At 63.3% G+C, this 12,448-nt stretch carries 9 protein-coding genes; 6 read left to right on the forward strand and 3 right to left on the reverse strand.

The window, feature by feature from the left end; genetic code table 11:
* Positions 1 to 68: 68 nt before the first annotated feature.
* Complete coding sequence (locus tag Q5H93_RS01210; protein ID WP_305004646.1) at positions 69 to 608, reverse strand: hypothetical protein; 540 nt, start codon at positions 606 to 608, stop codon at positions 69 to 71.
* Between the two features lie 339 nt (positions 609 to 947).
* Positions 948 to 1,841: a YicC/YloC family endoribonuclease gene (locus tag Q5H93_RS01215; RefSeq protein WP_305004647.1), complete on the reverse strand. Its 894-nt coding sequence runs from the start codon at positions 1,839 to 1,841 to the stop codon at positions 948 to 950.
* Between the two features lie 94 nt (positions 1,842 to 1,935).
* Here Q5H93_RS01215 and Q5H93_RS01220 point away from each other — a divergent pair, with 94 nt between their 5' ends.
* The 5 genes from Q5H93_RS01220 (at position 1,936) to Q5H93_RS01240 (ending at position 9,676) form a co-directional block, all read left to right on the forward strand.
* Positions 1,936 to 2,067 (forward strand): hypothetical protein, encoded by a 132-nt coding sequence (locus Q5H93_RS01220; RefSeq protein ID WP_305004648.1) that lies wholly within the window; start codon positions 1,936 to 1,938, stop codon positions 2,065 to 2,067.
* A 114-nt stretch (positions 2,068 to 2,181) separates the two neighbouring features.
* Positions 2,182 to 5,055 carry a TonB-dependent receptor gene (locus Q5H93_RS01225; RefSeq protein ID WP_305004649.1) on the forward strand — a complete coding sequence of 958 codons (2,874 nt, stop codon included), beginning with the start codon at positions 2,182 to 2,184 and terminating at the stop codon, positions 5,053 to 5,055.
* Between the two features lie 215 nt (positions 5,056 to 5,270).
* Complete coding sequence (locus Q5H93_RS01230) at positions 5,271 to 7,019, forward strand: beta-helix domain-containing protein (RefSeq protein ID WP_305004650.1); 1,749 nt, start codon at positions 5,271 to 5,273, stop codon at positions 7,017 to 7,019.
* 227 nt (positions 7,020 to 7,246) lie between these two features.
* Positions 7,247 to 8,419: a glycosyltransferase gene (locus Q5H93_RS01235; RefSeq protein WP_305004651.1), complete on the forward strand. Its 1,173-nt coding sequence runs from the start codon at positions 7,247 to 7,249 to the stop codon at positions 8,417 to 8,419.
* A 3-nt stretch (positions 8,420 to 8,422) separates the two neighbouring features.
* Entirely contained in the window at positions 8,423 to 9,676 is a 1,254-nt protein-coding gene (locus tag Q5H93_RS01240; RefSeq protein WP_305004652.1) for a lipopolysaccharide biosynthesis protein, read from the forward strand.
* A gap of 342 nt (positions 9,677 to 10,018) precedes the next feature.
* Here the strand turns inward: Q5H93_RS01240 and mgtE are convergent, their stop codons facing one another.
* Positions 10,019 to 11,398 (reverse strand): magnesium transporter, encoded by a 1,380-nt coding sequence (gene mgtE, locus Q5H93_RS01245; protein ID WP_305004653.1) that lies wholly within the window; start codon positions 11,396 to 11,398, stop codon positions 10,019 to 10,021.
* A 188-nt stretch (positions 11,399 to 11,586) separates the two neighbouring features.
* Here mgtE and Q5H93_RS01250 point away from each other — a divergent pair, with 188 nt between their 5' ends.
* Positions 11,587 to 12,414, forward strand: a complete 828-nt coding sequence (locus tag Q5H93_RS01250; protein ID WP_305004654.1) for a cyanophycinase — start codon at positions 11,587 to 11,589, stop codon at positions 12,412 to 12,414.
* Positions 12,415 to 12,448 lie beyond the last annotated feature (34 nt).

Raw genomic sequence — 12,448 nt, forward strand, 5'->3', positions numbered from 1 at the left:
ATGACAACGCACAAAAAAGCCCCGCTTCGGTTGAAGCGGGGCTTTTGTTTGTATTGGATAATCAGCGCTTAGCCGTTGTTGGCTTTCAGCGACAGCATGATTTGCTTGGCCACCGGCTCCCAATCGGGCTTCTGGCGGTCGGCGCAGTTGAAGGTGCAAATCATCAGCTTGCCGTCCACGTCGGTGAAGAACACCAGCGTATAGACCTCGTGGCCCATTTCAGGCTTCATGAACTCAAGGTAGCCCACCTTGCGGTTGTTGATGTGCTTTATGCCATCGCCAAACCAGGTGGCATCCTTGAACTGCTTGTGGTAGGTTTTGGCGAACGAGGCGGCGTAGATTTCTACCATGTCCTGGTCGGCTTCGTTCTCGCTGTAGTTGAAGGCGAGGCTGACGAGGTTATTGTTGGTGAAGATGACGCTGGGGCGGCTCTGGGCTTTCGCGTAGGCGAAGTCCATCTGCTGCTCGCTCATTACTTCGAAGCCTTTGGGAATCAGAATTTCAACCCGCTCGCTGAGTACGCGCTTTTTCACCAGCTCAATCTCAGCCATGGGGCGGGCCGCCATCAGAAACAGGCCCATCAAACAGAGTAGTAAGGTAGATTTCATGTCGATAACGGATAACGTTGTGGGTGGTGGATATGAATTTGATGGGCCCAAGTTAGGTACAATAAACGAAGTACCAAATTTTAGGTGACACGGATTGCAGTTTTTTTTCGACTAATGTCGGAACACTGATTTGGGCGGGGAAATAATGCCTTAATACTCGTTGCTTTACAAATTTACGCCCAATTGCTGAATTGGCTTTTGAAAACTTCGCTCAGCGACTAAAAATTGCCTTTCAACGCGCATAAATTGCCGTTAAAGTCCTAAAAACGGCCAAAAAACTTTCGGAGAAGCCGTAATAGTCGATTACTCGCAGGCTTGGGACTTACCGTAGTCCGCCAGCTAGAGAATATTATTGAGCTGTTCCTTGATTTTTTCCAACTCTTCCTTCATGCCCACCACGAGGTGCTGCACGGTGGCATCGTTGGCCTTCGACCCAATAGTATTGATTTCGCGGCCGATTTCCTGGGCCAGGAATCCGAGCTTCTTACCTACGGCCTCGTCGGGCAGGTGGATTGCCTGCTCGAAGTAATTGAGGTGGGCCGCCAGCCGCACCTTCTCCTCGGCGATGTCGAGCTTCTCAATGTAGTACAGCACCTCCTGCTCGAAGCGCGTGGCATTGAACTGCTCGTGGCTGCTGAGCTCGGCCAGGTGGCCCTGCAGGCGCTGGCGCACGTGCGCGATGCGGGTGGGGTCGTGCTGCTCCACGGCGGCCAGCTGCTGGCGAATGGTGGCCACGTAGCCCAGAATTTCGAGCGTGAGGGCGCGGCCCTCGTCCTGCCGGAACTGCTGGATGGCGGCCTGCGCTTCCAGCAGCAGCGGCAGCAGCTCGGCCCAGGTGACTTCCTCGGCGGGCTCGGCGGCGGCCTCGGGCCCGGTGGGGATGATGCCGGGCAGGCGCAGGGCGGCCAGCAGGGTTTCCTCGCCGGTGGGCAGGTGCAGCGACTCGGCCACGGCCTTCAGTTCGTGGTAGGCGGCCAGCAGGGCTTCCTTATTGATGGGAGCCGCCACGCGGGCGGCGAGGGGCCGGGTGAAGTCGACGTTGAGGTTGATTTTGCCGCGCAGCAGGCCCTTAGCCAGTAGGTTGCGGATTTCGAGCTCCTGCGGCTGCAGAAAGCGCGGCAGGCGCAGGCTGAGGTCGAAGGTTTTGGAATTGACGGATTTCAGCTCGACGCTGGCGGTGTAGGTGTCGGTTTCGCGGTGGGCCTGGCCGTAGCCGGTCATGGAAATGAGCATGGGAAGCAGTTCGAAAATGGTAAGCTGAACGGGCTACAAAGAACGTCATGCTGACCGCAGGGAAGCATCTCGTCTGGGGTAGTAATTCAGACGATTGAAATTACTGCTGCGGGCGAGATGCTTCCCTGCGGTCAGCATGACGTTCTTTTTTGACCTGCCCGCCGGCAAAAAGGGCGCAAAAGTAGCCGCCGCCGCGCAGCCGAAAAACTCATTTTCAGGACCGTAACAATAGCATAATACAGGGGCTATGTTGCCGTAATAGGCCCCGGGTAATTTTGTCGGGTCAAACTAATATGCAGCTTTTATGCGCGTTGCCTTACTCGGGTTCTTTGTATTGTGGATGAATGCTTTTGCCTTCGGGCAGCAAGGCAAGCTGGTGGGAAAGGTGACCGATAAAAAGACCAAAGAGGGCGTTATCGGCGCCACGGTGCTCGTGACGGGCACCACCCAGGCCGCCCCGGTAGACCTCGACGGCAGCTACTCGCTGCCGCTCGATGCCGGCACCTACAGCATCACCATGACCTACGTGGGCTTCAAGCCCCTGACCTTCCCCGGCATCGTCATCCGCAGCGGCCAGACGACCACGCTCGACGCCGCGATGGAGGAAAACGCCACCTCGCTGAACGAAGTGACCGTGACCGGCGTGAAGCAAACCGGCACCGAAGTAGCCCTGATTCAGGACCTCAAGAAGAGCGAAGTGGTGGTGAGCGGCATGAGCAACGACCAGATTGTGAAAACCCTGGACCGCGACGCGGCTGAGGTAGTAAAGCGCATTCCGGGCGTGACGGTGCAGAACAACAACTTCATCGTCATCCGCGGCCTGGCCGAGCGTTACAACACGGTGCTGCTGAACGACGCCCTGACGCCGAGCGCCGAAGTGGATACCCGCTCGTTTTCGTTCGACATCCTGCCGAGCTCGGTGATTGACCGGGTGCTGATTTTCAAATCGGGCGCACCGGAGCTGCCGGGCGAGTTTGGCGGCGGCGTGGTGAAAGTGTACACCAAGAACTCGGTGCTGGAAAACTCGACCAGCCTCTCGGTATCGGGCTGGGCGCGCAGCACCAACACGTTTAAGGGCGACTACCTGAGCACCAACCACAGCTCGACCGACTGGCTGGGCTTCGACAACAACCAGCGGGCCCTGCCGGACGCCCTGGCCGGCCTGGAGCGTAATAAAACCCTGAACGCCGAGCAGATGAACTCGCTGCGCCAGAGCGGGCAGCTGAAGAATGAGTTTCTGCCCACCAGCATCACCTCGCGGCCCGACCTGCGTATCTCGCTGGGTTTGAACCGGAAGTTTGAGGTAGGGAAGGCGTACGTGAGCAACGTAACGTCCATCTCCTACTCCAACACTCAGGAGCAGTACACCTCGCAGCGTCAGCGCTACACGTTCGACTACAAAACGGAAATTGCCAAGCCGGCCGACCAGCGGGCCGCGCCCAGCTCGCTGTATGAGTTCACCGATACGCGCAGCCTGTCGGCGGTGCGCCTGGGCGTGATTCACAACTACCAGGTGCGCCTCAATGACCATAACCGCCTGGAGTTCCGCAACTTTTTCAACCAGTACGGCACCGACGAAGTGGTGAACCGCCGCGGCCTCATCACCGATGGCGGCGACAAGCGCGAGCGCGACGACTACGCCCTGCACTACCAGAGCCGCAGTATCTACTCGGGCCAGCTGGGCGGCAGCCACGAGACCGGCAAAGACGGCCGCACCTCGCTGACCTGGGCCGTGGGCTACAACTACGTGAACCGCAACGAGCCCGACTACCGCCTCAACCAGCAGGAGCGGGTGGTGGACGAGGAAAACCCCCAGCCGTTCCGCGTGATTCGCGGCCAGGGCCTGGTGAGCTCCAGCTCGCGCTTCTACTCGAAGCTGACGGAGGACACCTACATGGCCAGCGGGCAGATTGAGCGCCGCCTGCTGAACCGCCGCGACACCATCAGCGCCAACCAGATAAAGCTGCGGGCCGGCTTCTACGCCGAGGAAAAGCAGCGGGACTACGACAGCCGCTTCTTCAACTACCTGCCGGTGAACGAGGCGACCTACGACCCCAACATCGCCAACCAGCCGCTGAGCACCATCTTCGGCGACAACAACCTGGAGCCGCTAAGCAACCCCCGGCCCATTCCGGGTACCACCAACCGCTACTACAGCGGCCTGAACCTGGTGGAAGGCACCAACCCCCAGGACCGCTACGTGGGCAAAAACCGCCTGGTGGCCGGCTACGTGGGCACCGTGATTCCGTTCTCGGACAAGTTTAACCTCTCGGGCGGGGTGCGCGTCGAGTACAACCGCAAGACCCTGACCTCGGGCGACGCCACGGAAACGCCTTACAAGGAGGCCCGCACGTTTGCGCTGCCGTCGTTCAACGCTACTTATAACTTCAACGACCGTAGCCTGCTGCGGGCCGGCGGCAGTATGTCGGTCAACCGGCCGGAGTTCCGCGAGGTGGCCAGCTTCACGTACTACGACGTGAACAACAACCTGTTTATCTCGGGCGATACTTTGCTGCGCACGGCCAAGATTTACAACGCCGACCTGCGCTACGAGTTCTACCCCACGCGGGCCGAGATGATTTCGGTGGGCGTGTTCTACAAGAACTTCCGCGACGCCATCGAGCAGGTAACGGCCTCGACGGCCAACGGCGAGGTGAACCTGACCTACCAGAACGCCCCCAAAGCCTACGACCTGGGCGTGGAAGTGGAAGTGCGGAAGTCGCTGGTGGGCCTGACCGAAAGCCAGTTCCTGCAGCACTTCAACGTGGTGCTGAATGCCTCGTTCATCCACAGCCGGGTGCAGCTGGATGCCAACGACCCGCGCAACAAGGGCTTTGCCCTGCCCAACCGCGCGCTGCAGGGCCAGTCGCCCTACGTGGTGAATGCCGGCCTGTTCTACCAGGACACCGAGCGCGGCTGGCAGGTGTCGGCGCAGTACAACGTGATGGGGCCGCGCATCACCTTCGCCGGCGACCTGGAGCAGAACCCGACCATCATCGACATGCCGCGCCACGTGGTGGACCTGGCCGTGACCAAAAGCGTGGGCTCGCACCTGGAAATCCGGGCCGGGGTGCAAAACCTGCTCAACCAGGAAGTGCGCATGTACTACGACTTCGACCGCAACGGCAAAATTGACTCTAACGAAGAAGGCAAGGCCTTTGCCCGCTACAAGCGCGGGGTGTACTCGACGCTGGGCCTGACCTACCACTTCTAAAATAACGGGAGGCCGGCTGCCTCATGACGCGCCCCCATTTCTGCGGCCCTGGTCGTGGAAGTGGGGGCGCTGCTTATTCGGTGGGCGGGGGCGTCAAACGGCGGGTGAGGTAATACAAAGTTCACACTCGCGTTGCCCAAACATAACGCAGAAAGCGTCGGACCGGGCCTTCTGATTCTGACCTTTGTACCCGTATTCTACACCCCTCAATACCCATGAAAAAGATTGTACTCTCGGCGCTGGTGGCGGCTATGACTCTGGCAACGGCAACGCCGTCGGCGATGGCGCAAACGGTATGCCCGGCCGCGCCGGCCCCGGTGGTTATTCCGGCCAGCACCATCACTACCAACACCACCTGGACGCGCAATAACATCTATCTGCTCAACGGTTTTGTGTACGTGGAAAGCGGCGCGACGCTCACCATCGAAGCCGGCACCGTTATCAAGGGCGACCTGGCCAACAAGGGCACGCTCATCATCAAGCAGGGCGCCCGCCTCAATGCCATCGGCACGCCCACGCAGCCCATCGTATTCACCTCGAACCAGCCGGCGGGCTCGCGTGCGCCCGGCGACTGGGGCGGCATCATCCTGGTGGGGAATGCGCCTACCAACCGCACGGCCGTGACCAGCGTGGAAGGCGGCGTGGCCGCAACCTTCGGCGGCCCGAACGCCAACCAGCCCAACGACAACTCGGGCACGCTGCAGTACATCCGCATCGAGTTTGGCGGCGTGGCCTTCCAGACCAACAGCGAAATCAACGGCCTGACGATGTGCGGCGTGGGCGCCGGCACTACCATCGACCACATTCAGGTGTCGAGCGGCGGCGACGACTCCTTCGAGTGGTTTGGTGGCACCGTGAACGCGAAGTACCTCATCTCGCTGGGCACGACGGATGACGACTTCGACACCGACTTCGGCTACACCGGCCGGGTGCAGTTTGGCCTGTCGGTGCGCAACCCCGACCGCGCCGATACCGGCCCCAGCGGCGAGTCGAACGGCTTTGAGAGCGACAACGATGGCACCGGCACGGCGGCCACTCCGCTCACGGCCCCCGTGTTCTCCAACATGACCGTGCTGCTGCCCAACACGACCACCCCGGCCTCGCCCTTCAACACCGCCAGCAGCGCCCTGATTCGCCGCAACTCGGCCCAGAGCATCTTCAACACCGTGCTGGCTGGCCGCCCCTACGGCCTGACGCTGAACAGCAACTCGACCAACCTCACGACGGCCAACGCCAATAGCGGCCTGCTGTCGTTCGAGAACAACGTGCTGGCCTCGATGGGCAGCTACGGCCGCCGCGCCGCCCGCGTCACCACCAACAGCGGCACCACGGCCGGCTTCAGCATCAACACCTTTGCCAGCAGCACCGGCAACGACACCACCCGCGCCTACTCGGCCCTGGGGCTGAATGCCGACAACCTGAACTTCAACGGTACCTGCACGAACGCGCCCTGCGCCCCCAGCTTCGCCCTGCCCGCCGGCTCGTTCCTCACCACCGGCGCGGCCTTCACTAATGCCAAGCTGACCGGCGCCGGCAACGGCGGCGCTAACAGCACCTTCACCGTGGTAAACTACCGCGGGGCCTTCGGCCCGGCTGGTACGCCCGAGGGCAACTGGGCCACCGGCTGGACCAATTTCAACCCGCAAATCACCTGCTACAACGTGGCCGGCCAGACCCTGAGCAACCGCGACGTGGTAAGCCTGCCGCTGGAGCGCCTCACCGTGTCGCCGAACCCCACGGCCGGTGCCGCCACGCTCTCCTTCGACCTGCAGCGCAACACGGCCACCACGGTGCGCGTGTTCGACGTAACCGGCCGCGAGGTGGCCGTAGTGGTAGCCAACAAAGTGCTCAACGCCGGCCCGCAGGCCATCAACCTGCCCGCCGACCTGCGCGGCGGCGTGTACGTGGCCCGCATCACCACCGGCGAAACCAGCCAGTCGGTGCGCTTCGTGGTGGCCAAGTAGGCTTCTTTCACTCGATTTTCCGGAAAGCCGGCTCCCGTCGTGGGGGCCGGCTTTTTTGTACCCCACCCCCGGCCCCTCCCCTTCGGGAGAGGGGAGCCAGTCATGCGCAGTCCGGAATCGTCAGGCTCCCCTCTCCCGAAGGGGAGGGGCCGGGGGTGGGGTTGCGCGCTAGTCCCGACCTTTGCCTCTTCACTTAGCCCGCCCGCTTGAACCCGCCCCGCGTTTTAATGCTGCCCAAGTGGTACCCCAACCGCTACGACGACCAGGACGGCGACTTCGTGGGGCGGCACGTGGCGGCCATTGCCGCTCACGGCGGGGCCGAAGTGGCGGTGCTGTTTGCCGCCGTGGCTCGCGGCCCGCTGCCGACGCTTATTGATGAGGAAGCCGACTTCACCGGCCCCTGGCCGGTGCTGCGCTACTACTACCGCGCCGCCCCCACTGGCCTGGCGCTGCTCGATAAGCCGCTGAAACTGCTGCTGTATTGCTGGTGTCTGGCCCGGGGCTACCGGCGGCTGCGGCAGGGGTGGGGGAGGCCCGACTTGGTGCACGTGCATGTGCTGCTACGCACCGGCCTGTTTGCCTGCTGGCTCAAGCTGCGGGAGAAAATCCCCTTCATTATTACGGAGCACTGGACGCTATACCTGCCACCGCGCTCGGCTGGCATCGGCCGCGTACGGCGCTGGCTGACGGCCGCCGTGGTGCGGCGGGCGGCGGCGCTACACACGGTTTCTATCAACCTGCGCGAGGCAATGGCGGAGTTGGGCGCGACTAATAAACACTCGGTCGTGATTCCGAACGTGGTCGATACCGAGCTGTTTCACCCGCCCGCGCAGCCGGTCACGGCGCCCATTTTGCTCAACGTGGCGGCTTTCAACGAAGCAGCCAAGAACCTGCGCGGCCTGCTGCGCGTGGTGGCCGAACTGCGCGCCACCGTGCCGGGGCTGCGGCTGCGCATTGCCGGCTACGGCCCCGATGAAGCGCTGGTGCGCGCCTACGCCGCCGACCTGGGCCTGCTGGCCGATGGCACCGTGACCTTCCTCGGCAAGCTGGACCACGCCGCCGTGGCCGCCGAGATGCGACGCGCCGCCGCCTTCGTGCTGTTTTCTAACTTCGAAAATCTGCCCTGCGTGCTCATCGAAGCCCAGGCCAGCGGGCTGCCGGTGGTGGCCACCGACGTGGGCGGCGTGCACGAGCTGATGCCGCGCCAGAGCAGTTTCGGCCAGCTGGTGCGGGCGGGCGATGAGGCCGCTTTGGCCGCCGCCCTCACCGCCCGGCTCACGCCGCCCATCGTCAGCGCCTTGGCTCTGCGCGAAAGCACAGTGCAGCACTTTGGCTACGTGGGCGTAGGCCGGCAATTCGGCGAACTGTACCGGCGGGTGCTCACGCCCCCAGCCTCCTAAACCATGCTCAAGCGCATTCTCCATCATTTTGCGGCCCGGGTGCTCACGGCGGGGCTCAGCTTCGCGGTGGTGTGGCTTACGGCGCGCTACCTGGGGGCGGCGGGGCGCGGGGCGGTGAGTCTGTTTGTCACCGATGTGTCGGCCCTCATCCTGTTCAGCGGGCTGGTGGGCGGCTCCTCGCTGATATACCTGGTGCCGCGCCGCAACTTCTGGCACCTGCTGCTGCCCGCCTACGCCTGGGCCGGGGTGGTGAGCGTGGTGGGCGCGGGCGCGGTGGCCCTGCTGCGGCCGGTTTCGGCCACCTACGCGCTGCACGTCGGGACCGTCACGCTGGTGCAGATTCTGTTTTCCATCAACACCTTTCTGCTGCTGGGGCGGCAGCGCGAGCGGGCTTTCAACGGACTGATGGCCCTGCAGGCGCTGCTGCTGGCCGGGGCGCTGGCGCTGGCTTTTGGGCCGCTGCACTGGCAGGCGGTGGAGGTGTTTTACTACGCCAACTACCTGGCCTACGGCCTGCCGCTGCTCCTGAGCTTCGGCCTGCTGCTGCGGCTGCCCGATGCCTGGGTGAGCCGCCGGGCGCGCCGCCGGGTGGTGGCCCGCGAGCTGCTGCGCAACAGCCGGGGCGCCCACCTCGCCAACATCCTGTCCTTCGCCAACTACCGCCTCAGCTACTACGCCGTGGCCCATTTCGCCGACATCCGCGCCCTCGGCATCCTCTCCGTGGGCGTGGCACTGGCCGAGGCCATCTGGCTGATTCCGCGCAGCACCGGCCTCATTCAGTACGTGGCCCTCGTCAATGCCCCCGACAAGCGCGAGCAAACCCACGCCGCTTTCCGTAGCAGCCGCCTTACGCTGCTGGCCACGCTGGCCGCCGTCAGCACGCTGGCCGCCGTGCCGGGTGCGTGGCTGGCCGCCATCTTCGGGCCTGAGTTTGGCGCGGCGCGCTGGGTTATTCTGTGCCTGGCCCCCGGCATTCTCATCTACGGGGCCGGCATGCAGGCCAGCACTTACTTCGGCGGCGTGGGCCGCTACGGCATCAACAACCGGGCGGCCCTGCTGGGGCTGGCCGTCACGGTGCCGCTGTGCTTGGTGTTGGTGCCGCGCTGGGGCATCGAGGGTGCGGCGGTGGCCATGTCGCTGTCGTACACGGCCAGCATCGGCTACCTGTTCTGGCACTACCGCCGCGCCACCGGCGCCACCTGGGCCGATTTGCTGCCGGGCTGGAATGATGTGCGCTGGCTGCTGGCAAAAGTGTGAGGTGTATAGGAGTAGGCTACGCCGGGTTTCGGAGACAACTTTTCACGCTTCGGAGCGAGGTGAAAACGCTTCGGAGATGGTTGAAAACGCCCCGGAGCTACCTTAAAACGCTTCGGAGATGGTTGAAAACACCCCGGAACTGCCTTAAAACGCTTCGGAGGCAGGTGAAAACACCCTGGAACTACCCGAAAACGCTTCGGAGGGAATTAAAAACACCCCGGAGTTACCTTAAAACGCCTGCAACCTTGCTTCCAACGCATGTAAGCTGTTTTCAAACGCTTGTGACTTGGCTTTTCACGGGTGCGAGCCGACTTGCCGCGACTGCCAGCCCGTTTATCAACCCTACAGCAGCGTCCCCTTCAGCAGCACCAGCGCCACGGTGAAGTAGATAATCAGCCCCGTCACGTCCACCAGCGTCGCCACGAACGGCGCCGACGACGTGGCCGGGTCCAGGCCCAGGCGCTTGAGAATCAGCGGCAGCATCGAGCCCGCCAGCGAGCCCCACAGCACAATGCCCACCAGCGCCACGCCCACCGTGAGGGCCACCAGCGCCCAGTGCTCGCCATAGACGTGCGAAAACTGCTGCCACACGGCAATGCGCGTGAAGCCCACCACTCCCAGAATCACCCCCAACGCCAGCCCCGAAATAATCTCGCGCCGCAGCACCAGCCACCAGTCGCTCAGGTTAAACTCGCCCAGGCTCATGCCCCGAATAATCAGCGACGTGGCCTGCGAGCCCGAGTTGCCACCCGAGCTGATAATCAGCGGCACAAACTGCACCAGGATAATGGCCTTCTGCAGCTCCCCTTCGAAGAACTGCATGGCCGAAGCCGTCAGCAATTCGCCCAGAAACAGCACTACCAGCCAGCCGGCCCGCTTCTGCACCATGCGCAGCAGGGGTGTGTCGAGGTAAGGTTCGTCGAGCGCCTCGGAGCCCCCCAGCTTCTGAATGTCCTCGGTGTCTTCCTCCTCCCGGATGGTCAGGATGTCGTCCAGCGTCACGATGCCCAGCAGGATACCCTGCGCGCTCACCACCGGCAGGGCCACGCGGTCGTTGCGCCGGAAAATGTCGATGGCCTCTTCCTGGTCCTGGTGCGCCATCAGCTGCACGTAGCGGCGGTCCATGAGCGCGCTCACCGGCGTTTCCGGCTGCGCCAGCAGGAATTCCCGGATGCGGATGTCGTCAATCAGCACGCCGTGGTTGTCGGTCACGTAGAGCACGCTCAACGTTTCCGACTGCCCGCCGTGCTTGCGGATGTAATCGAGCACCTGCTGCACCGTCCAGTGCTCGCGCACGGCGATGTAGTCGGGCGTCATCAGGCGGCCCACCGAGTATTCGGGGTAGCCCAGCAGCTGCAGGGTCACCTTGCGCTCGTCCTCCGAGAGGCTCTGCACCAGCTCGGCCACGAAGTTGGCGGGCAGAAACTCCAGCAGCGCCGTGCGGTCGTCCGGCGACATCTCGTTGAGAATGTCGGCCACCTTGTCCTGGGCCAGGTTTTCCAGAAAGTGCCGCTGCACCTCCAAATCCAGAAACTCGAAGACCTCCGTGGCCAGCCGTAAGGGCAGCAGGCGGAAGATTATCAACTGCTCGCGCTCCTCCTCGTTCTCGATAATCTCGACCAGCTCGGCCGGCTGAAAATCGCGGAGCAGCTGCTTGAGCTTAAAGAATTCGCCCTCCTGAATCAGGGACGTGATGGTTTCCACGGTCTGCGGCTGCATCATGGCAAGAAGGGCGGTTGTGCTTCGCTAGGCAAGCGGGATTGAAGTAGAAATAACGCCCAAAAGTACGGCCAAAGCCGGGCTTTGCCCGTACCCCAACGCCGAAAAACCGCCCGCCAAACCGCATTTAACGGAATAGCAACGGGATTTCCGGCAAAATCCCCCATCTTGCCAGCTCAAGCCCCGCGCCCATGCCCCACGATTCTACCGCGTCCGCCGCTCCGCTCGGTACCCTGTTCATCTTCGGCGGCGGCGACGACGAGCCCATGCTGGCCCGCCTGGCCCGGATGCTGCCCCGGCGCACCGACCCCATCGAAATCCTGACCACCGCCACCCGCCGCCAGCCCGCCCGCACCGCCGGGGCCTACGCCCACTCCTTCCACCAGCAGCGCTGCCCCCACGTCCGGCACCTGCAAGTCGATGAAGACCACCCCGCCGACGACCCCGCCACGCTTGACCGCCTGCGCGAGGCCCGCCTGCTCTTCATCAGCGGCGGCGACCAGGAGCGCCTCACCGATTTCCTGCTGGGCACCGAGTTCCTGCAAATCCTGAAAGAAAAGCACCAGCACGAAGCCGACTTCATCCTGGCCGGCACCAGCGCCGGCGCCTCCGTGATGGCCGAAAGCATGCTCGTGGAGGGCGTGGGCTGGCGCGGCCTGCTGGCTGGCCGCGTGCTCTGCCTGCCCGGCTTCGGCCTCCTGCCCGGCGTCGTGCTCGACCAGCACTTCATCGAGCGCCACCGCTACCCGCGTCTGTTCCACGCCGTGCTGCAGCAGCCGCACCTGCTCGGCATCGGCCTGAGCGAGGAAACCGGCCTCATCATCCGCCCCGGCCAGCCCGCCGAAGTCTTCGGCGACGAAGCCATCGTGGTAGTCGATGGGGGCCAGCTCACCCACATCGGCCTCGCCAACTTGCCCAAAGACGAGATGATTAGCGGCCACGGCTTCCGCCTGCACCTGCTCACCGACGGGCAGGGGCTGGATTTGACGACCCGCCAACCGGTGGTTGCCAATGGGTGAATGGGCGAATGGCTGAATGGATGAATGATGCAGC

It is taken from the genome of Hymenobacter aranciens, from assembly GCF_030580865.1.
Taxonomy (GTDB): domain Bacteria; phylum Bacteroidota; class Bacteroidia; order Cytophagales; family Hymenobacteraceae; genus Hymenobacter; species Hymenobacter aranciens.

Excerpts from the sequence above, each read along its gene's own strand:
- Q5H93_RS01210 (WP_305004646.1), bottom strand. The coding sequence starts at position 608 with ATGAAATCTACCTTACTACTCTGTTTGATGGGCCTGTTTCTGATGGCG.
- Q5H93_RS01215 (WP_305004647.1), bottom strand. The coding sequence starts at position 1,841 with ATGCTCATTTCCATGACCGGCTACGGCCAGGCCCACCGCGAAACCGAC.
- Q5H93_RS01230 (WP_305004650.1), top strand. The coding sequence starts at position 5,271 with ATGAAAAAGATTGTACTCTCGGCGCTGGTGGCGGCTATGACTCTGGCA.
- Q5H93_RS01225 (WP_305004649.1), top strand. The coding sequence starts at position 2,182 with ATGAATGCTTTTGCCTTCGGGCAGCAAGGCAAGCTGGTGGGAAAGGTG.
- Q5H93_RS01240 (WP_305004652.1), top strand. The coding sequence starts at position 8,423 with ATGCTCAAGCGCATTCTCCATCATTTTGCGGCCCGGGTGCTCACGGCG.
- Q5H93_RS01250 (WP_305004654.1), top strand. The coding sequence starts at position 11,587 with ATGCCCCACGATTCTACCGCGTCCGCCGCTCCGCTCGGTACCCTGTTC.
- Q5H93_RS01235 (WP_305004651.1), top strand. The coding sequence starts at position 7,247 with ATGCTGCCCAAGTGGTACCCCAACCGCTACGACGACCAGGACGGCGAC.
- mgtE (WP_305004653.1), bottom strand. The coding sequence starts at position 11,398 with ATGATGCAGCCGCAGACCGTGGAAACCATCACGTCCCTGATTCAGGAG.